Source organism: Allobosea massiliensis (assembly GCF_042655245.1).
GTDB lineage: Bacteria > Pseudomonadota > Alphaproteobacteria > Rhizobiales > Beijerinckiaceae > Allobosea > Allobosea massiliensis.
Map to the genome: position 1 here is coordinate 17,945 of NZ_JBHSLU010000092.1, position 18,088 is coordinate 36,032.

The 18,088-nt window shown below is 68.1% G+C and carries 20 protein-coding genes; 10 read left to right on the forward strand and 10 right to left on the reverse strand.

The annotated features are described in order from the left end of the window. Positions 1–34: 34 nt before the first annotated feature. Positions 35–376: an ATP-dependent Clp protease adapter ClpS gene (gene clpS, locus ACFPN9_RS24530; RefSeq protein WP_066716606.1), complete on the reverse strand. Its 342-nt coding sequence runs from the start codon at positions 374–376 to the stop codon at positions 35–37. Between the two features lie 278 nt (positions 377–654). Between clpS and kdsA the strand changes: the two genes are divergently transcribed. The 3 genes from kdsA (at position 655) to ACFPN9_RS24545 (ending at position 4,386) form a co-directional block, all read left to right on the forward strand. After that, a complete protein-coding gene (gene kdsA / locus ACFPN9_RS24535) occupies positions 655–1,527 on the forward strand; it encodes a 3-deoxy-8-phosphooctulonate synthase (RefSeq protein ID WP_066716559.1) in 873 nt (290 codons plus the stop codon). After that, on the forward strand, positions 1,520–2,734 hold the full coding sequence (locus tag ACFPN9_RS24540) for an MFS transporter (protein WP_066716562.1): 1,215 nt from the start codon (positions 1,520–1,522) through the stop codon (positions 2,732–2,734). The genes kdsA and ACFPN9_RS24540 overlap by 8 nt, the downstream gene beginning before the upstream one ends. 152 nt (positions 2,735–2,886) lie before the next feature. Continuing rightward, positions 2,887–4,386 (forward strand): vWA domain-containing protein, encoded by a 1,500-nt coding sequence (locus ACFPN9_RS24545; protein ID WP_066716564.1) that lies wholly within the window; start codon positions 2,887–2,889, stop codon positions 4,384–4,386. 28 nt (positions 4,387–4,414) lie between these two features. Here the strand turns inward: ACFPN9_RS24545 and queF are convergent, their stop codons facing one another. After that, positions 4,415–4,870 (reverse strand): preQ(1) synthase, encoded by a 456-nt coding sequence (queF, locus tag ACFPN9_RS24550; protein WP_066716567.1) that lies wholly within the window; start codon positions 4,868–4,870, stop codon positions 4,415–4,417. Between the two features lie 84 nt (positions 4,871–4,954). Continuing rightward, entirely contained in the window at positions 4,955–5,080 is a 126-nt protein-coding gene (locus tag ACFPN9_RS24555; RefSeq protein ID WP_280939914.1) for a hypothetical protein, read from the reverse strand. Positions 5,081–5,276: 196 nt separating this feature from the next. On the opposite strand from ACFPN9_RS24555, the gene eno reads away from it, so the two are divergent. Further along, positions 5,277–6,560 (forward strand): phosphopyruvate hydratase, encoded by a 1,284-nt coding sequence (gene eno, locus ACFPN9_RS24560; protein WP_066716571.1) that lies wholly within the window; start codon positions 5,277–5,279, stop codon positions 6,558–6,560. Between the two features lie 4 nt (positions 6,561–6,564). Here the strand turns inward: eno and ACFPN9_RS24565 are convergent, their stop codons facing one another. Further along, on the reverse strand, positions 6,565–7,227 hold the full coding sequence (locus tag ACFPN9_RS24565; protein WP_066716580.1) for a hypothetical protein: 663 nt from the start codon (positions 7,225–7,227) through the stop codon (positions 6,565–6,567). A gap of 199 nt (positions 7,228–7,426) precedes the next feature. On the opposite strand from ACFPN9_RS24565, the gene ACFPN9_RS24570 reads away from it, so the two are divergent. Beyond that, on the forward strand, positions 7,427–8,359 hold the full coding sequence (locus ACFPN9_RS24570; RefSeq protein WP_066716583.1) for a DMT family transporter: 933 nt from the start codon (positions 7,427–7,429) through the stop codon (positions 8,357–8,359). Here ACFPN9_RS24570 and ACFPN9_RS24575 read toward each other — a convergent pair. From ACFPN9_RS24575 to ACFPN9_RS24600, 6 genes are all read right to left on the reverse strand, one after another. Then, positions 8,339–9,124, reverse strand: a complete 786-nt coding sequence (locus ACFPN9_RS24575) for a hypothetical protein (RefSeq protein ID WP_245289748.1) — start codon at positions 9,122–9,124, stop codon at positions 8,339–8,341. The two genes, ACFPN9_RS24570 and ACFPN9_RS24575, sit on opposite strands and share 21 nt — an antisense overlap. Continuing rightward, positions 9,121–10,293: a tRNA guanosine(34) transglycosylase Tgt gene (gene tgt / locus ACFPN9_RS24580; protein ID WP_066721320.1), complete on the reverse strand. Its 1,173-nt coding sequence runs from the start codon at positions 10,291–10,293 to the stop codon at positions 9,121–9,123. Before tgt ends, ACFPN9_RS24575 begins: the two co-directional genes overlap by 4 nt. Positions 10,294–10,353: 60 nt before the next feature. Continuing rightward, the gene (locus ACFPN9_RS24585) at positions 10,354–11,112 is read right to left on the reverse strand and encodes a hypothetical protein (RefSeq protein ID WP_066721318.1); all 759 of its coding nucleotides are present in this window, start codon (positions 11,110–11,112) and stop codon (positions 10,354–10,356) included. Positions 11,113–11,194: 82 nt separating this feature from the next. Further along, positions 11,195–11,551: an ArsC family reductase gene (locus tag ACFPN9_RS24590; RefSeq protein WP_066721316.1), complete on the reverse strand. Its 357-nt coding sequence runs from the start codon at positions 11,549–11,551 to the stop codon at positions 11,195–11,197. A gap of 11 nt (positions 11,552–11,562) precedes the next feature. Beyond that, positions 11,563–12,270 (reverse strand): glutathione S-transferase N-terminal domain-containing protein, encoded by a 708-nt coding sequence (locus tag ACFPN9_RS24595; protein WP_066721314.1) that lies wholly within the window; start codon positions 12,268–12,270, stop codon positions 11,563–11,565. A gap of 117 nt (positions 12,271–12,387) precedes the next feature. After that, the gene (locus ACFPN9_RS24600) at positions 12,388–13,128 is read right to left on the reverse strand and encodes a GntR family transcriptional regulator (RefSeq protein WP_066721312.1); all 741 of its coding nucleotides are present in this window, start codon (positions 13,126–13,128) and stop codon (positions 12,388–12,390) included. Between the two features lie 302 nt (positions 13,129–13,430). Between ACFPN9_RS24600 and ACFPN9_RS24605 the strand changes: the two genes are divergently transcribed. Genes ACFPN9_RS24605 through ACFPN9_RS24625 form a run of 5 tightly spaced genes read left to right on the forward strand, consistent with a single transcriptional unit; the run spans position 13,431 to position 18,088 of the window. Beyond that, positions 13,431–14,480, forward strand: a complete 1,050-nt coding sequence (locus ACFPN9_RS24605; RefSeq protein ID WP_066721310.1) for an ABC transporter substrate-binding protein — start codon at positions 13,431–13,433, stop codon at positions 14,478–14,480. Positions 14,481–14,482: 2 nt separating this feature from the next. After that, the gene (locus ACFPN9_RS24610) at positions 14,483–15,553 is read left to right on the forward strand and encodes an ABC transporter ATP-binding protein (protein ID WP_377817804.1); all 1,071 of its coding nucleotides are present in this window, start codon (positions 14,483–14,485) and stop codon (positions 15,551–15,553) included. Continuing rightward, complete coding sequence (locus ACFPN9_RS24615) at positions 15,550–16,386, forward strand: ABC transporter permease (protein WP_066721303.1); 837 nt, start codon at positions 15,550–15,552, stop codon at positions 16,384–16,386. The genes ACFPN9_RS24610 and ACFPN9_RS24615 overlap by 4 nt, the downstream gene beginning before the upstream one ends. Continuing rightward, positions 16,383–17,183, forward strand: coding sequence for an ABC transporter permease (locus tag ACFPN9_RS24620; RefSeq protein WP_066721302.1), 801 nt, complete (start codon positions 16,383–16,385; stop codon positions 17,181–17,183). Before ACFPN9_RS24615 ends, ACFPN9_RS24620 begins: the two co-directional genes overlap by 4 nt. After that, positions 17,183–18,088 (forward strand): allantoinase PuuE, encoded by a 906-nt coding sequence (locus ACFPN9_RS24625; RefSeq protein WP_082735100.1) that lies wholly within the window; start codon positions 17,183–17,185, stop codon positions 18,086–18,088. Before ACFPN9_RS24620 ends, ACFPN9_RS24625 begins: the two co-directional genes overlap by 1 nt.

Genomic DNA, 18,088 nt, shown 5'->3' on the forward strand with positions numbered 1-18,088 from the left:
TTCCGATTCAAGGGGTGCGAACGGACTCAAGACGCTACTTCTTCTCCATCACGCATTGGAGCGGATGCATGTGCTTGCGTGCAAGGTCCATCACGAGGGTCACCTTCGTCTCGGCGACCTCGTAGGTGAAGACGCCGCATTCGCCGACGCCGTTCTGATGCACATGCATCATGATCTGCGTGGCCGCGGCGCGGTCCTTCTGGAAGAACCGCTCGAGGACGTGAACGACGAACTCCATCGGGGTGTAGTCGTCGTTCAGAAGCAGGACCCGATAGAGGTTGGGCTTGCGGGTCCGCGTCCGCGTCAGGACCGCGGTGCCGGCGCCTTCCCGGCCACCATCGGCGGGCGGGCCCGCGCGGCGCGGCCGATCGGCCATCACCAGGGGGGTGCGGGCGGTCACGGGCCAAGCGGGACCGTTTCCGGCGCCCCTGGCAGCCCTCCCCCGCATCGTGCTCGCAGCCGTCGTTCCCAAGATCGATCCCTGTCCTGACCTGACCGACATAATGCGTCGCGACTGAATTTACAGACCTCGCGACTGCTTCGCCAGTGCGTTCGCACGGCAGCCGCGCAGCTGCGGCGTCTCGGCGCGGCGGGTTGACCCGCCGGGGCGGAGGGTCCAAAGCCCGGCGCCTGACAGGACGGGAGACGTCGATCATGACCGCCAACGCCATCGTGACCGTAGGAGCGGATCTCGCCTCACCGGTGCGCTTCGGCAATGCCCTGCCGCTCGCCGTGATCGCCGGCCCCTGCCAGATGGAAAGTCGCGACCACGCGCTGGAAACGGCCTTCGCGCTGAAGGAGATCGCGGAGGAGCTCGGGATCGGGCTCGTCTTCAAGACGTCCTTCGACAAGGCGAACCGGACCAGCGTCAAGGCTGCGCGCGGCATGGGGCTGGAGGCGGCGCTGCCTGTCTTCGCCGAGATCCGCGAGCAGACCGGCCTGCCGGTGCTGACCGACGTCCATGAGGCGAGCCAGTGCGCCGCCGTGGCGGAATGCGTCGATGTGCTGCAGATCCCCGCCTTCCTCTGCCGGCAGACGGACCTGCTGGTGGCGGCGGCCCGGACCGGCCGCGTCGTCAACGTCAAGAAGGGCCAGTTCCTCGCCCCCTGGGACATGGTCAACGTCGCCGCCAAGATCACCGAGAGCGGCAACCCCAATGTCATGGTGACGGAACGGGGCGCCTCCTTCGGCTACAACACGCTCATCTCCGACATGCGCGCCCTGCCGATCATGGCGCAGACGATCGGTGCGCCGGTGATCTTCGACGCCACCCACTCCGTCCAGCAGCCCGGTGGCAAGGGCTCATCGAGCGGCGGGCAGCGCGAATTCGTGCCCGTACTGGCGCGTGCTGCGGTCGCCGTCGGCGTCGCCGGCGTCTTCATCGAGACGCATGAGGACCCCGACAGCGCCCCCAGCGACGGGCCAAACATGGTGCCGCTCTCGGCCTTCCCTGCGCTGATTGCAGAGCTGCAAGGCTTCGATCGACTTGCCAAGGCACGGGCCAAGCCTACGCTGGCTTATGTCTGACACACCGCCCCCGGCGCCGGCCGCCGCGCCGGCTCCCACCCCACTGCCCGCCCTCATTCTCGTCCTCGGAGCCTGCGGCTTCGCCTCGACCTTCACGATGCGGATCATCGATCCGCTGATCCCGACGCTCGCCGGCGAGTTCGGGCGTAGCGTGCCGCAGATCGTGATGATGGTGACCGGGTTCTCGCTGGCCTATGCGCTGGGCCAGCCCTTTCTCGGCCCCGTCGCGGATGCGGTCGGCAAGATCCGCACGATCCTGACCTGCCTGCTGGCGCTCGCCCTGTTCTCGACGGTGGCGGCGCTGTCGCAGTCCTACGAGATCATGGCCGTGGTCCGCGGCGTCACCGGCATCGCCTCGGGCGGGATCATCCCGATCGCGATGGCGGCCATCGGCGACCGGGCGCCGATGCAGGAGCGCCAGGTCGCGCTCGGCCGCTTCCTGGTGCTGATGATCATCGGCCAGATGTCGGGCTCGGCCTGTTCCGGGCTGATCGCGACCCATCTCGGCTGGCGCGCCGCCTTCCTCTCGGCAGCGGGCGTCGCGGCGCTGGCGGCGGTGCTGGTCGCGATCGTGCTGAAGCCGCGCCGGAACGTGACCCGACAGGCGCTGAGCGTCGCGGGTGCGCTGGCGAATTACAGGATCGTCTTCGCCAATCCGCGCACCAAGCTGCTCTACGGCCTCGTCGTGATCGAGGGCATCCTGCTCTTCGGCATTCCGGCCTATGTCGCGGCGATCCTGTTTGAGCGCTCGGGCGTCGGGCCGGGCGAGGCCGGGCTCGCCATCGCCGGCATGGGATTCGGTTGCCTGGTCTACGGGTTGCTGACGCGTATCCTCGTCGAGCGCCTCGGCCCGACGCGGATGACGCGGACGGGCGGCGTGGTCTGTGCGATCGGGCTTGCCCTTTTCGCCTTCGACTGGCCCTGGTGGAGCGCGATCCCGCTCTTCGCGCTGCAGGGTTTCGGCTTCTTCCTCCTGCACGGCACCTTTCAGGCACAGGCCACGGAGCTCGCGCCGGCGGCACGCGGATCGGCCATGGCGCTCTTCGCCTGCTGCTTCTTCCTGGGCCAGGCGACGGGGCCACTGGCGATGGGCGCGGCCATGCATGCGCTGGGCGCGCCTGCGGCGATCCTGCTCTTCGCCGCCGCGATCGTCCTGTTCGGCTATCTCACGCCGCGGATCCTGCCGGTGCCGAGCAGCCGAACCTGAATTTCGCTTAAATGCCGGACATCGTCGAGTTTCGACGATTGACGGAACGGAATCGCAACCTCTCGGCCGCATAACGCAGGCATCTTGATCGGCTCCAGGCTCGCGACCTTGCGGTTGCATCTGTGGGCCGCCGCCAGAGATGAGAGGCTGCGATGCGCCAGTCCTACCGCGATGCCCTGCTCGGAGTCGCTTCCTGCTTTCGCCGCGACGAGGCGGGCGCCACCGTGACCATGTTCGCCTTCGCCGGCGTCGTGCTGATCTGCATGGCCGGGGTGGTGATGGACTACGGACGCCTGACCAAGGCGCATTCCGGTCTGCAAGCAGCAACGGATTCCGCCGCGCTGGCCGCCGCGAGGCTGCCCAGCAAGGACGCCGCGACGATGCGCGCAGCGGCCGAGAAATTCTTCGTCGCCAACACAGCGGGACTGGGCGGCCAGAACATTCAGATCACGAAGTTCGATTTCCAGGAATCGACGGGGACTGTGACGATCGAAAGCAGCGGCGTCCTCGACACGTCGCTGATGGCGATCGCCGGCATCAAGACCATGGCCTACAGCACGCGCGCCGCGGCGCTGAAGGAGGTCACGGGCACGGTCGAGATGGCGCTCGTCCTCGACAACACCTGGTCCATGTCGGACAGCGCCGGCGGCGGCGGCTCGAAGATCACCGTGCTGAAATCAGCCGCCAAAAACCTGATCAACACGATCCTCACGCAGGGCGGCAGCAATGTGAAGATCGGGATCGTGCCCTTTGCCGACTATGTGAACGTGGGCGTCGGTAACCGCAACCAGAATTGGGTTTCGGTGCCGGCCGATTACTCCGTCACCAACACCACCCCCGCCGTGCCTTACACCTGCACCACCGTGACGACCAAACAGGTCTGCACGAAGGGCGCCCCCAAGACCTGCACATCGACCACCGATGGCGTCGTGTCGACTTATGACTGCACGCCGCAGACCTGCGTCCAGCAGCCCGTCACGCCCTATCAGTCCTGCAGTGGCGGCACGCCGGCAAAGACCACGGTCACCAACTACAAGTGGTTTGGCTGCGTCCAGTCGCGGAAGACAGGCGAGCTCCGCCTGAACGACAGCGAGCCCACCTCGCCCTATCCGGGGTTCCTCGGCACCAGCCAGCGCTGCCTCAACCCGATCGTTCCCCTCACGTCCGACAAGACCGTGCTGACGGCTGCGATCGACAGCCTGATCATCAATATCGGTGGCTATAAGCCCTCCACCTATATTCCCGGTGGGCTCATCTGGGGCGTCAATGTACTGTCCCCGACCGCGCCCTTCTCCGAGGGCAAGGCTTACGACACCGCGAACAAGATGCCGCGCAAGGCACTCGTGCTGATGACCGATGGGGCAAACACGATGTACTTCCGCGCCTCGGACGGCACTCACCAGAATGCGACCAACAACGGGCACGTCACGACGACCAACAACGACACCTCGAAGATCTGCGAATACGCCAAGTCGAAGAAGATCGAGGTGTTCACCGTCGCCTTCGCGGTGACGGACGTCGCAGCCAAGACGATGCTGCAGGGCTGCGCGAGCAGTTCGGGTCACTACTACGACGCGACGGACTCGGCAGCCCTCACCGCCGCCTTCCAGTCGATCGGCCAGTCGCTGACCAGCCTGCGCCTCTCGCAGTGAGGCTCAGCGCCGGCCCTCGGTCAGGACGTCAGCGCCCGCGATAGGGCGCGACGCCCTGATCGGGCAGCCAAAGGCCCTTGGGCGGCTCGCCGGTCTGCCAGAAGACGTCGATCGGGATCCCGCCGCGCGGATACCAGTAGCCGCCGATGCGGAACCATTCCGGCTCGAGCAGCTCGACGAGCGTCTTGCCGATGCCGATGGTGCAGTCCTCGTGGAAGGCGCCGTGATTGCGGAAGGCGCCGAGATAGAGCTTCAGCGACTTCGACTCGACCAGCCATTTCCCTGGCAGATAGTCGATGACGAGGATGCCGAAATCCGGCTGGCCGGTGACCGGGCAGATCGAGGTGAATTCCGGGCAGGTGAAGCGGGCGAGATAGGCGGTCCCGGCATGGGGATTGGGCACGCGGTCGAGGCGCGCCTCCTCGGGCGAGGCGGGCAGACCGGTCTGCTGACCGAGTTGCAGGGTCGCGGCATCGAGGGACATGGAAGGCTCCTGAGGTTGGCCGCCTTCTAGAGCAAGGTCAGGCCGGGTGGGAACCGGTTTTCGCGGGCGCCGGTGCCGCAGCCCTCACCAGAACCAGATCGGGCGGCCGGCGACGAGGCATAGGCCGCTCCAGTAGAGGACCGTGACGGTGATCGAGGCCAGCACGATCGCGCCTGAGGGCCGGCGGTTGTCGGACCAGATCTGGAACATTGTCGTCTCCCGATGGAACAGCGCCGTTGTCGGCACCGTCAGGACCGCAAGCGGCAGGCCGTTCCGGGGAGGCAAAGTCGACGGTCGCAGGCGGCAACCGGACGACTCTCTCGGGCGATCGGGGCTTCCCGCGAGCCGGGCGCTTGGCTAGAAGCACGGCCGACGCCCTCCCCTGTGCCCGCCACGGAGCCCTTCCATGACCGCGATTATCGACATCATCGGCCGCCAGATTCTCGATTCCCGCGGCAACCCGACGGTCGAGGTCGATGTCGTGCTGGAGGACGGCTCGATGGGCCGCGCCGCGGTGCCGTCAGGCGCGTCGACCGGCGCACATGAGGCCGTCGAACTGCGTGACGGCGACAAGAGCCGCTATCTCGGCAAGGGCGTGCTCAAGGCGGTCGAGGCCGTCAACGTCGCCATCGCCGAACAGCTCGTCGCGATGGACGCCGAGGACCAGGTCGCGATCGACGAGGCGATGATCGCGCTCGACGGCACCCCCAACAAGAGCAAGCTCGGCGCCAACGCTATCCTCGGCGTCTCGCTCGCCGTCGCCAAGGCCGCGGCCGAGGCGGCCGGCCTGCCGCTCTACCGCTATGTCGGCGGCACCTCGGCCCGCGTCCTGCCCGTGCCGATGATGAACATCGTCAATGGCGGCGCCCATGCCGACAACCCGATCGACTTCCAGGAATTCATGATCATGCCGATCGGCGCGCCCTCCTTTTCGGAGGGGCTGCGGATGGGCTCGGAGATCTTCCACACGCTGAAGAAGAAGCTGCACGACGCCGGCCACAACACCAATGTCGGCGACGAGGGCGGCTTCGCCCCCAACATCAAGTCGGCGGAAGCCGCGCTCGACTTCGTCATGTCCGCGATCGAGGCCGCCGGCTACAAGCCGGGCGAGGACATCGCGCTCGCACTCGACTGTGCCGCGACCGAGTTCTTCAAGGACGGGTCTTACGTCTATGAGGGCGAGCGCAAGACGCGCGATCCCAAGGCGCAGGCGAAGTATCTCGCCAAGCTCGTCGGCAACTATCCGATCGTCTCGATCGAGGACGGCATGTCCGAGGACGACTGGGAGGGCTGGAAGGCGCTGACCGACCTCGTCGGCTCCAAGTGCCAGCTCGTCGGCGACGATCTCTTCGTGACCAACGTCACCCGCCTGTCGCAGGGCATCAAGGGCAAGACGGCCAACTCGATCCTGGTCAAGGTCAACCAGATCGGCTCGCTGACCGAGACGCTGGCGGCCGTCGAGATGGCGCAGCGCGCCGGCTACACCGCCGTGATGTCCCACCGCTCGGGCGAGACCGAGGATTCGACCATCGCCGACCTCTCGGTCGCGACGAATTGCGGGCAGATCAAGACCGGCTCGCTCGCCCGTTCGGACCGGACCGCCAAGTACAACCAGCTCCTGCGCATCGAGGAGGAACTCGGCGCGCAGGCGATCTATGCTGGCCGCAGCGCGCTGAAGGCCCTCGCCTGAGCCGTCACAGGCGCGGCAGCAGGCTGGAGGCGCGCGACAGCGTCCAGATGCCGGCCGCGCCGACGACACCGACCGCCCCGGACATCGCGTCGCCGACGCGGGCGACCGGGGTGGGCAGCGCCACCCCCAGAACCTTCAATGAGGACTGGGACGGGGCTGCCGCGGCCTGAACGGCCGGTGTGATCGGGAGGGGAGCGGCCTCCGCGGTCACCACCGCACGCTCGACGACGGGGCGACGCGGCGGGGACGGCGGAACCGTCACCGCTGCCTGCGCCTGCGCAACATGCAGCCGCGGCTCGGCGGTGACAGGCCGCTCCTGCCGCAGAGCGGTGACCGGGGTCGCGGGCTGCTTCCAGTCGAGCGACATCGGCATGACGATCGCCGCCGGGCTGATCAGCCCCTGTGACGCCCGCAGCGGCGCCTCGCTTCCCGCCGCATCCTGATGGCGCTCGCGGATCTTGCCGTCCGACGCCACCGGCGAGACCCAGCGTTCCTGCCGCGCAACCGCCGTATCCGTCTGCGCGGAGGCGCCGAAGAACGGCAGCGGAGTGCCCGACGGCAGGGCCAGCACGACCGCCGCCAGCGCTGAGGCGGCGACCGAGACGGTCGCCTGGGTTCCGACGCCGCGCAGGAATTTGGCCGTGGCCGTGAAGACCGAATCCGTCATGTCCGACTTTCCTCCGTGAACGGAGCCACAAGACCACCGGCGCCTGGCACCCACGGGGCCGAAGCAGGGAGCAATTGCGGCGTTTCGTCTCGTATTGTTTCCGGACCCATGCGCCGGGCACGCGGCAACGCGGATTTCGCGCGGGGGCCATGCGGCCCATGCGCTATCGCCGGGGGGCTGAACCGGGCGATACCGGCTGATGCACCAGACCGCGCCCCTGTCGGAAGCCGCCCGCCTGCGAGACCGGCGCCTGTGGCGGCTGGCCTTCGCCGGCATGGTTCTGGCGATGCTGATCTTCGGCTCGAATTTCGTGGTCAGCCGGCATGCGGTGCTGAACGGCCTGACCTCACATGATCTCCTCGCCCTGCGCTTCGGCATCGCGGGCCTGCTGCTGCTGCCGGGCTTCGTCGCCGGAGGCCTGAAGAGCTGCAACGAGATCGGCTGGGGTCGCGGCGTGCTGCTCGCGGTGATGAGCGGCTTCCCGATGAGCTATCTGCTGCTGACCGGCGTGACCTATGCGCCGGCCGCCCATGGCGCGACCATCGGGCCCGGCCTCGTGACGGTGATCTCGATCATCGGCAGCGTCGCCCTGTTCGGCGCCATCATCACGCGCCAGCTCATCGTCGGCATCGTCGCCGTGCTGCTCGGCCTGACCTGCCTCGGCATTGCCGGCACGACCCACACCAACCCCTCGATCCTGTTCGGTGATCTCTGCTTCGTCGGCGTCGGGCTGATCTGGGGGATGTATCCGCTGCTGGTCCAGCTCTGGCGGCTCGACCCCTTGAAGGCGACGAGCGTCGTCGCGGTGCTGTCGATGGCCTATCTGCCGTTCTACGCGCTGTTCTTCTTCCGCGGCTTCGACGTCGCGCCCTGGTGGGTCATCGTGCTGCACGGCATCAACCAGGGCGTGCTGAACGTCATCCTCGGGCTCTGGCTGTGGAGCGTCGCAGCGCGGCGGATGGGGCCGGCGGTAGCCGGGCGCTTCCCGCCGACGATCCCGATCATCGGCACGCTGCTCGCCATCCCCGTGCTGGGCGAAATTCCGAGCGGGCTTCAGGTCGCCGGCATCGGCCTGATCATCGCGGGCCTGTTCGTGGCATCCTGGCGGCGCTCACCGCGCCCGGCGGCTTAGCCGCATCACGCCGAGATTCCAGCCGATCGCGATGGCGAGCGCGAGACTGAGCGCGGCGGCCGAGCCGAGCGGGACGGCCGTCAGATGCAGCGCCGCCAGCGCGAGACCGAAGCCGATCAGCGGGAGCGCGCCATTGGCGAGAACGGCGGCCGTGGCGGGCCCGCCGATGCGGGGCTGCAGCATCGCGATCATGCTGCTGAGAACGACCGGCAGGGCGGCGAGCGAGCCCGACCAGCCCGGCCCGACATGGGCGCTCAGCGTCGTCACCGCGCCGGCGAGAACCGCGACGAAGCCGGCCCGCATCGGGATGAGATACCAGGGCCGCCCCGGCGGCCGGTCGGGACGCGCCGAAAGATAGGGTCGGAACAGCCGGTGCAGCGCGCCATAGATGGCGATGGTGGCGACCGTCATCACCGGGAAGGAGGGCTCGAGCCCGCGCATCAGCAGTAGCGTGGCGCACCAGGCGGCCAGCGCGGCGGCAAGGCAGAGCAGCGTGCCGAAGCGCTGCGCCAGCAGCACATAGGCGCAGCTCAGCCCGGCATTGGCGACGTTGGAGGTCATGGCCCCGAGCGCGCTCACCGCCATGAAGGCCGCGTCGTGCTCGAGCGCGAGGAAGACCAGGACCGGCCCGGCCGAAATCGGCAGGGTGGCGATGAGCGCTGCGATCAGCGGCCCGCTGCGCTCGGCCAGCAGCGAGCAGCCGACGACGATGGCGGCGGCGGTCGCCATCTTCGCCGCCAGCATCAGGAACCAGGGGTCGATCACGGCGCGGCGGGGATGTCGCCCCTCGCCCAGCCTTCCTTGGTCTGCGCGACGAAGTCTTCCAGCCGCCCCTCGGCGATGGCGCCACGCAGCCCGGCCATCAGCTCCTGGTAATAGGCGAGGTTGATCCAGGTCAGCAGCATCTTGCCGAGCATCTCCTCCGCCTTGACGAGGTGGTGGAGATAGGCGCGCGACCAGCCATTGGCGGCCGGGCAGGAGGAACCCTCGTCGACCGGGCGCGGATCGTCCGCGTGTCTGGCATTCTTCAGGTTCATCCGGCCGAAACGGGTGAAGATCTGACCGTGGCGGCCGGCCCGCGTCGGCATCACGCAGTCGAACATGTCGATGCCGCGGCGCACCGCCTCGACGATGTCGTCGGGCGTGCCGACGCCCATCAGATAGCGCGGCTTCCCGACCGGCAGATGCGGCTCGACCGTCTCGATCATCGCCAGCATGATCTCCTGCGGCTCGCCGACCGCCAGACCGCCGACGGCATAGCCCTTGAGGTCCATCGCCGCGAGCTCGCGCGCGCTCTCGACGCGCAGATGCGGCACCGCCCCGCCCTGGACGATCCCGAAGAGCGCCCGGCCGGGATGGTGGCCGAAGGCGTCCTTGCAGCGCTGCGCCCAGCGCAGCGACAGGCGCATCGCCTTCTCGGCCACCTTGTCCTCGCAGGGCAGCGAGACGCATTCGTCGAGCTGCATGACGATGTCGGAGCCGAGCAGGTTCTGGATTTCGACCGAACGCTCCGGCGAGAGCATGTGCTTCGAGCCGTCGATATGAGAGCGGAAGGCGACGCCCTCCTCGGTCAGCTTGCGCAGATTGGCGAGCGACATCACCTGGAAACCGCCGGAATCGGTCAGGATCGGGTGCGGCCAATTCATGAAGCGGTGCAGGCCACCAAGCCCCGCGATCCGCTCGGCGCCCGGCCGCAGCATCAGGTGGTAGGTGTTGCCGAGCACGACATCGGCGCCGAGCGCCCTCACTTGGTCGGGATACATGCCCTTGACGGTTGCGGCCGTGCCCACCGGCATGAAGGCCGGCGTGCGGATGACCCCGCGCGGCATGCGGATCTCACCCGTCCGGGCGGCGCCGTCGCGGGCGTGGAGGTGGAAGGTGAAGTCGGTCGCGGGAACGGGGGCGGCCGGCGCGGACGGGGGCGATGCGGTCATGGCCCGCGAGGTAGAGCAGCGGGCGTCAATAGGGAAGAGGCCGCACCACCTGCCGCAACATCAGCTGCAGGCCCGCGCGCGATAGGACTGGCGCAACGCGAAGACCAGGATGGCGACCGTCAGCCACAGGCGCACTGTCGCGAACGAGAAAATGAAGACCATCGACAGCAGGCTCTTGACCGATATGGGCAGCTCCGACTGCTGCCACATCTGCACGACAAGGCCCCGCACATAGCCCTGAAGGGGATGCAACAAGACAGCGAGCGCGGCCACGAGCAGGACACCGGGGACGAGCCAGCGCGCATGGTCCCGGAAGCGCCGCATGGCCGTGAGGAGGCTGGGCTTCTTCGCTTCGTCAACCTGCAGCACCATCAGCAGCACGAGTGCGGCGACCAAGGCGCTCCAGAGGCGGCCGGCATGGCTGGCCTGGTCGAAAGCGATCCCATCGAAGCCGAGCATGAACTCGCCCGGCCGGCCGGTCAGGCCGGTCACCGCTGCCACCACCGTCGCCGCCATGAGCACCCCGAAGATCGGCGGCAGCACGGCGCGTGCCATCCCGATCTGCTGGCTCAGGCCGAGCAGCCCCAGCCCGCTGCGTCCGTCGGTGGCCAGCACCATCCGCCAGGTCACGATCACGAAGGCGAGCAGGAGCGCGATGTTGGCCAGCATGATGGCGGGCAGCGCAATCAGCCCGCCGGCGAAGGCGATGACCCGCATCGTCGCCGCGACCAGCAGCCAGGGCACTGCCTCCAGCAGGCGGAAAGGGCCGAAGGAGACGTTCGGGAAGGCGGGGCGTGCTGCGGCAGACGGAGCGATCATGCGTCGGACCATAATTGCGGATTCTCAAGCCCGCGTTGCTCCGACGCTTCAAATGTCCGACGTTGAGGCCGATCCGGCCGATTCACGCCGCCGGTTTCACACTCGCCTCATAGATCTCCGGCTTGAAGCCGACGAGCGTCCGGTCGCCGAGGTCGAGGACCGGGCGCTTGATCATCGAGGGCTGAGCCAGCATCAGCGCGATCGCCCTGTCGGCGTCGAGGCCCCGCTTTTCGGCCTCGGGCAGGGCGCGGAAGGTGGTGCCGGCGCGGTTCAGCACCGTCTCCCAGCCATGCTCCCCGACCCAGCGCATCAGCGAGGCCCGGTCGATCCCGCTCGCCTTGTAGTCATGGAAGGCGTAGGCGACGCCCTGCCCGTCCAGCCAGGCGCGCGCCTTCTTCATCGTGTCGCAGTTCTTGATGCCGTAGAGGGTGATCGCCATGGCGCGGCCCCTCAACCCGGCCGCTTGGGGATTTCGAGCCCGCGCTGGACGGCGGGTCGCGCCAGGCCGCGCTCGAGCCAGGCCGGCACGGCCTTCAGACTGGCGTAATCGACCAGTTCGCCCGCGCCATAGAAGCCGACGAGATTGCGCACCCAGCCGAGCAGCGCGATGTCGGCGATCGTATAGTCGGCACCCATGATCCAGTCGCGCCCGGTCAGCCGCTCCTCCAGCACGCCGAGCAGCCGCTTGCTCTCATTCGCATAGCGGTCGCGCGGGCGCTTGTCCTCGTAGTCCTTACCGGCGAATTTGTGGAAGAAGCCGAGCTGGCCGAACATCGGGCCGACAGCGGCCATCTGGAACATCACCCACTGGATCGTCTCGTAGCGGGCGGCGGGATCGGCGGGCAGCAGCTTGCCGGTCTTCTCGGCGAGATAGATCAGGATCGCGCCGGACTCCCACAGGCCGAAAGGCTTTCCGCCCGGACCGTCGGGGTCGATGATCGCGGGGATCTTGCCGTTGGGGTTGAGCGACAGGAACTCCGGCCCCCAGGTCTCGTTCTGGCCGATATTGATGGTGTGCGGCTCGTAGGGAAGGCCGAGTTCCTCCAGCGCGATCGAGACCTTCACGCCGTTCGGCGTCGGCAACGAGTAGAGCTGGATGCGATCGGGGTGCTGGGCCGGCCAGCGCTGCGTGATCTTGAAGGCGGAGAGGTCTGCCATGGCGGGCTCCGGGGCTGAGCCGGTGCCGCTCATGGGCGCCGGGTGGTCGGGAGATAGTCGCCCCGTCCGGCTGCGCAATCGCATCCGCGCCGCACGGGGCGCATCCGGGCCGCGCGCTCAGCGCGGGGCGGTTGCCGCATCCGCCGCACGGCGCGCGCTCGCCCCCTCACCCTGCTCCGTCCGGAAGGCGGCGATGGCCTCTTCCAGAAGCGTCTCCAGCGAGGGGCCGGCATCGTCGCAGACGATCGGGCGCAGCCTGGTCTCGACCAGCGAAAGATGGCTGCTCATCGCCTTGACCGCCCTGCCGCGCTCGCGGCCCGCCAGCGCCTTGAAGATCAGCCGGTGCTCCTCGCAGCCGCAGGCCGAGCCGAGCGTCGTCTCATAGCGCTTCACCAGCATGATCGTCCGCCCGATCAGCTCGTGCGCCTGGCGCTGGACGATCGGGTTGCCGATCATCTCCGCCAGCAGGAAATGGAACTCGGCCGAGAGTTTTTGCCATGTCGCCTGGTCGCCGCGGCGCAGGGCGTCGGCCTCCGCATCGACATGATCGCGCAGCCGCTCGATCTGCGCCTCGGTCAGATGGTCGGCGAGATGGGCGACCATGCCGCTTTCCAGAATGCGGCGGGCCTCGTAGACGACCCTGCCCTCGCGCAGATCCGGCTCGATGGTGAAGGCGCCGCGGTTCTTGACGATCTCCAGCAGCCGCTCATGGCCGAGCCGGTGCAGCACCTTGCGGATGCGCTCGCGGCTGACGCCGAAGAGCTCGGCGAGCCGGTGCTCGCCGAGCTTCATGCCTCCCGGCAGCGAGCCTCCCAGCAGCAGGCGCGAGAGGATCGTATGGATCGCCGCTTCGTTCATCCCACTCGTCTCGACAGCATTGCTCCGCCCGCGCACCGACCGCCCGCCATCGGTCCATCCTAGCATCGACCGGGCCTATTTTTATGCACATTCGGGAAGCGATTGTGCACAAAAATCACGCCAATGCCGCTCGCAACGGGCTCAACCGGGGCGCAGAGATCGATTCCGCCTCTCCGCCTAAAAGACTGATATCATTATTTTTATTTGCGCCTTGCTACTGTAACACGCTCTTGGCACGACGGTTGCTGACCTCTCCCAATGTTCGCGCCGTCGGGAGCGCGCCGCATTCGAGAGGTCCGACCATGGATATGCTGTCCGCAGGCAAGCCGAACCGCCGCGCACTCCTCAAAGCGGGCCTGGGCGCCACGGCGCTGATCGCCGCCCCGTCCGTGCTGCGGGCCCAAACGAAGGAACTCGTCGTCGGCGGCGCCGCCGGGCACAAGCCCTGGGTCGAGCAGACCGTCGTGCCGATGTTCGAGAAGAAATATAACTGCAAGGTGATCTTCGAGGGCACGCGCTCGCTTGTGAACCTCGAGAAGATGCAGAAAAACAAGGACAAGCCCTACATGTCCGTCGTCCAGATGGACGATCCGGTCATGATCCTGGCGGTCAAGGAAGGGCTACTCGAGCCGCTCACCGTGGCCAAGGCGCCGAACATGGCCGATCTCCTGCCCGGCTCGACCCATATGGACGGCATGTGGGCCAATTATCTCCAGCCCTGGCTCGGCGTCGCCTACAGCAAGACCGCGATGAAGACCCCGCCCTCCTCCTGGGCCGAGATGTTCGACCCGAAATACAAGGGCCGCATCGTCATTCCCTCGCTGCAGAACACAGAAGGCCTGCCCTCGCTCTTCGTCGCCGGCCTGCTCGCGGGCGGGACGATGGAGAGCGTCCAGAAGGACACCGATGCCGGCTTCAAGAAGCTCGCCTCGCTGAAGCCCAACCTGCTGACGATCTACACGCAGCAGCCGCAGGCCTTCAATCTGCTCGAGCAGGGCGAGGCCTGGATGATCGGGCCGGCGATGTCCTCCTATGCGCTGGAGCGCAAGGCGGCCGGTGCGCCGATCGACCTCGCCGCGCCGAAGGAAGGCGTCTTCGCCATGCCGTCGGGCATCGCGGTCGTGAAGGGCTCGCCGCAGCAGGAGCTCGCCTTCGCCTATGTCAACGAGCTGCTCGGCGCCGAGCTGCAGAACAAGCTGGCGGGGCCGACCTTCTCGATCGGCACCAACAAGGCGGTGCCGAAGCCGGCGGGGCTGGGCGCCGACGTGAAGATCCACCAGATCGACTGGGCCAATGTCGCCGCCCAGCGCGGCGAGTGGATCAAGCGCTGGGATCGCGAGATGGCGATCTGAGCATGAGCCCCGGTTTCCTGTCCGTCGCGGGAGCAGCCAAGACCTTCGGCGCCGCCACCGTGCTCGACGGCGTCGATCTGTCGATGGCCCGCGGCGAGTTCGTCTCGCTGCTCGGTCCCTCGGGCTGCGGCAAGACCACGCTGCTGCGGATCGTCGCCGGGCTGATGCGGCCTGATCAGGGCCGCGTCGCGCTCGACGGGCAGGACATCACGAGGCTGCCGCCGCACAAGCGCGACGTCAGCGTCGTGTTCCAGAGCTATGCGCTGTTTCCGCATCTCACCGTGGCGGAGAATGTCGCCTTCGGCCTCAAGGCGCGCGGCGCGCCATCGGGCGAGATCGCGCCGGCCGTGAAGCGCTTCCTCGATCTCGTGCAGATGGGCGCCTATGCCGAGCGCTCGATCAAGGCGCTCTCGGGGGGCCAGCAGCAGCGCGTGGCGGTGGCGCGTGCGCTCGTCGTCGGGCCGAAGCTTCTGCTGCTCGACGAGCCCTTCTCGGCGCTCGACCGCAAGCTGCGCGAGACCATGCAGATCGACCTGAAGCGCCTGCTGCGCGAGGTCGGCACCACCGCGATCTTCGTCACACACGACCAGGACGAGGCGCTGACGATGTCGGACCGGATCGCGGTGATGCATCGCGGCCGGATCGAGCAGCTCGATACGCCGGCCGCCATCTATGCCAGACCGGCGACGCCCTTCGCGCTCGGCTTCGTCGGCCTCTCGACGCGGCTTCCCGGCACCGTCACCGATTCCACCAACGGCATCGTCACCGTTGCGACGCCGGCCGGGCCGCTGCGCGGCCCGGGCAACTTCCTGCCCGGCAGCCCGGTCCTGCTCGGAGTCAGGCCCGAGCGGATCGCGCTCGACCATGGCGCCGCCAACCGGATCGAGGCGCCCCTCGCCGACGCCGCCTTCCAGGGGGCGCGGGTGCAGCTGCATTTCCAGGCTCCGCCCGACGGGCAGATCCTGGTCGAGACGCCGTCCCTGCCGGCTGCAGCGGGTCCCGGCACGTCGCTGAAGATGTCCTGGGCGATCGACGACACGCTGGTCTACCCAGCACCGAGCGCCGCGGCATGAGCGCCTCGCGACGCGTCGATCCCGTGCTGCTGCTGGCCCTGCCGGCAGTGCTTTATCTCGCCCTCGTCTACGGCGTGCCGCTGCTGATGCTGCTCGGCCGCAGCGTGCTCAGTGGCGGCGCGCCGTCGCTCGCCCCCTTCGTGGCCTTCCTGTCCGACCCCTTCAGCTGGACCGTGATCGGCAACACGCTGCGCATCGCGGTGCTGGTGACGCTGCTGTGCCTGCTGATCGGCTATCCGACGGCGCTCGCCCTGGCGCGGGCACGCGGCGCGGCTCAGGCGCTGATCCTGGTGGCGATCATCCTGCCGCTCTCGGTCGGCGTCGCGGTCAAGGCCTTCGCCTGGCAGATCGTGCTGCGGCGCGACGGCGTGGTCTCGCAACTGATGATGGGGCTGGGCCTGTGGAGCGAGCCGCAGCGCCTGCTCTTCACCGAGGCCGGCCTCGTGATCGGCGCGGCCAATGTCTTCGTGCCCTTCATGATCCTGCCGATCTATTCCGTCCTGAAGCTGGTCGATCCCCGGCTCGGCGAGGCGGCGGCGACGCTGGGCGCCTCGCCGCTCTACCGCTTCTTCAAGGTCGCCCTGCCCCTCTCGCTGCCCGGCATCGTCACCGGCGTCGCCTTCGTCTTCTCGATGGCGGCCTCGATGTATGTCATCCCCAACCTGCTGATCGGCGACCGTTTCCAGACGCTGGCGACGCTGACCGGGCGATCCTTCCTGTTCATGCGCAACGAGCAGCTGGGATCGACGACGGCGGTCGTCCTGCTCGTGCTGACGGTGGCCGTCGTGGTCGGCAGCGCCGCGCTCTCGAAGCGGCTGGGAGGCGCGTCGTGACGGCCATCGAGCGCATCGCCTCGGCCGTCGTCTGGGGTCTGGCCGCCTTCACGGTGGTCTTCCTGCTGACGCCGCTCGTCGTCACCGTGCTGGTGTCCTTCGGCTCTAGCGCCGTCTTCACCCTGCCGGCGCCGAGCTGGTCGCTGCGCTGGTACCAGGCGCTCGGCCGTTCGCGCGAGCTCTGGCCGGTGGTCGCCACCTCGGTCCAGCTCGCGGCGGCGTCGACTGCGATTGCGCTTCTGCTCGGAACGCTCTGCGCCATCGGCCTGCTGCGCGGCCAGTTCCGCGGCCGCGACGGCATCGTCACCTTCCTGGTCTCGCCGCTGATGCTGCCCGGCCTCGTCATCGGCATCGCGATGCTGGAGAGCTTCCGGGCGGCGGGCCTGCGCGACGTGTGGCTGAGCCTGATCCTGGCCCATGTCGTGATCACGCTGCCTTACGTGGTGCGCACCGTCTATGCGGCGCTCTCGCTGTTCGACTTCACGCTGATCGACGCCGCCCGCACGCTCGGCCTGTCCTATCCCAAGGCTGTTCTCAAGGTGCTGGTGCCCTCGCTCGCCCCGGCCTTCCTCACCTCGGGAATGTTCGCTTTCCTGGCGTCGATGGACAATTATCCGATCTCGATCTTCTTCACCGACGCCTGGACCAAGACATTGCCCATCCAGATGCTGCAATATGTCGAGGAGAGCCCCGATCCGACGATCGCGGCGATCTCCGCGCTCCTGATCCTGCTCGCCGCCGCCGTGCTCGTCATCGGCGACCGGCTGGTCGGCCTGCGCCGGATGGCCGATCTCTGATGGCTTCTCCGGTAAGCGACCGCGATTTCCGCGGCTATGGCGACGCCCCGCCCGCGATCCGCTGGCCGAACGACGCGCGGCTCGCCGTCTCCGTCGTCGTCAATGTCGAGGAGGGCGCGGAGCTCTCGATCGGCCAGGGCGACGAGCGCAACGAGAGCGTCTACGAGGTGGTCGAGGAGATCACCGGCGTGCGCGATCTCTGCATGGAATCGCATTTCGAATACGGCCCGCGCGCCGGCTGGCCGCGCATCCGCGCGCTGCTGAAGCAATATGGCGTGGCAGCGACGCTGAACGCCAATGGCCGCGCCGTCGCGCTCTCGCCCTGGCTGGTGCAGGAGGCGGTGGCCGACGGGCATGAGGTCGCAGCCCATGGCTGGCGCTGGGAGCGGCACGCCCATATGGACGAGGCCCAGGAGCGCGAGGCGATCGCGCGCGCGGTCGCGGCGATCACGGAGGCCGCCGGCACGCCCCCCGTGGGCTGGCATACGCGCTCGGCGACCTCGATCAACACCCGCCGGCTGCTCAAGGAGCATGGCGGCTTTCTCTATGATTCCAACGCCTACAATGACGACCTTCCCTTTCTGGTCGATGTCGAGGGCGAACCGCATCTGGTGCTGCCCTATGCCTTCGACACCAACGACATGCGCTTCCAGCGTGGCGGCGGCTTCGTCTTCGGCGACGATTTCGCGCGCTACTGCATCGACGCCTTCGACCGACTCTACGCAGAAGGCGGCACGGCGCCGCGGATGATGTCGGTCGGCCTGCACCTGCGCATCATCGGCCGGCCCGGGCGGATCGGCGGGCTCGAGCGCTTCCTGGCGCATGCGGCGTCGAAGCCCGGTGTCTGGTTCGCGCGCCGCGACGCGATCGCGCGGCACTGGCTGGCGGAGCTGGGGAAGAGTTGA

What these genes read in the sequence shown, in the direction of transcription:
- clpS (WP_066716606.1), bottom strand. Translation starts at nt 376, where the DNA reads ATGGCCGATCGGCCGCGCCGCGCGGGCCCGCCCGCCGATGGTGGCCGG.
- kdsA (WP_066716559.1), top strand. Translation starts at nt 655, where the DNA reads ATGACCGCCAACGCCATCGTGACCGTAGGAGCGGATCTCGCCTCACCG.
- ACFPN9_RS24540 (WP_066716562.1), top strand. Translation starts at nt 1,520, where the DNA reads ATGTCTGACACACCGCCCCCGGCGCCGGCCGCCGCGCCGGCTCCCACC.
- ACFPN9_RS24545 (WP_066716564.1), top strand. Translation starts at nt 2,887, where the DNA reads ATGCGCCAGTCCTACCGCGATGCCCTGCTCGGAGTCGCTTCCTGCTTT.
- queF (WP_066716567.1), bottom strand. Translation starts at nt 4,870, where the DNA reads ATGTCCCTCGATGCCGCGACCCTGCAACTCGGTCAGCAGACCGGTCTG.
- ACFPN9_RS24555 (WP_280939914.1), bottom strand. Translation starts at nt 5,080, where the DNA reads ATGTTCCAGATCTGGTCCGACAACCGCCGGCCCTCAGGCGCGATCGTG.
- eno (WP_066716571.1), top strand. Translation starts at nt 5,277, where the DNA reads ATGACCGCGATTATCGACATCATCGGCCGCCAGATTCTCGATTCCCGC.
- ACFPN9_RS24565 (WP_066716580.1), bottom strand. Translation starts at nt 7,227, where the DNA reads ATGACGGATTCGGTCTTCACGGCCACGGCCAAATTCCTGCGCGGCGTC.
- ACFPN9_RS24570 (WP_066716583.1), top strand. Translation starts at nt 7,427, where the DNA reads ATGCACCAGACCGCGCCCCTGTCGGAAGCCGCCCGCCTGCGAGACCGG.
- tgt (WP_066721320.1), bottom strand. Translation starts at nt 10,293, where the DNA reads ATGACCGCATCGCCCCCGTCCGCGCCGGCCGCCCCCGTTCCCGCGACC.
- ACFPN9_RS24585 (WP_066721318.1), bottom strand. Translation starts at nt 11,112, where the DNA reads ATGATCGCTCCGTCTGCCGCAGCACGCCCCGCCTTCCCGAACGTCTCC.
- ACFPN9_RS24590 (WP_066721316.1), bottom strand. Translation starts at nt 11,551, where the DNA reads ATGGCGATCACCCTCTACGGCATCAAGAACTGCGACACGATGAAGAAG.
- ACFPN9_RS24595 (WP_066721314.1), bottom strand. Translation starts at nt 12,270, where the DNA reads ATGGCAGACCTCTCCGCCTTCAAGATCACGCAGCGCTGGCCGGCCCAG.
- ACFPN9_RS24600 (WP_066721312.1), bottom strand. Translation starts at nt 13,128, where the DNA reads ATGAACGAAGCGGCGATCCATACGATCCTCTCGCGCCTGCTGCTGGGA.
- ACFPN9_RS24605 (WP_066721310.1), top strand. Translation starts at nt 13,431, where the DNA reads ATGGATATGCTGTCCGCAGGCAAGCCGAACCGCCGCGCACTCCTCAAA.
- ACFPN9_RS24610 (WP_377817804.1), top strand. Translation starts at nt 14,483, where the DNA reads ATGAGCCCCGGTTTCCTGTCCGTCGCGGGAGCAGCCAAGACCTTCGGC.
- ACFPN9_RS24615 (WP_066721303.1), top strand. Translation starts at nt 15,550, where the DNA reads ATGAGCGCCTCGCGACGCGTCGATCCCGTGCTGCTGCTGGCCCTGCCG.
- ACFPN9_RS24625 (WP_082735100.1), top strand. Translation starts at nt 17,183, where the DNA reads ATGGCTTCTCCGGTAAGCGACCGCGATTTCCGCGGCTATGGCGACGCC.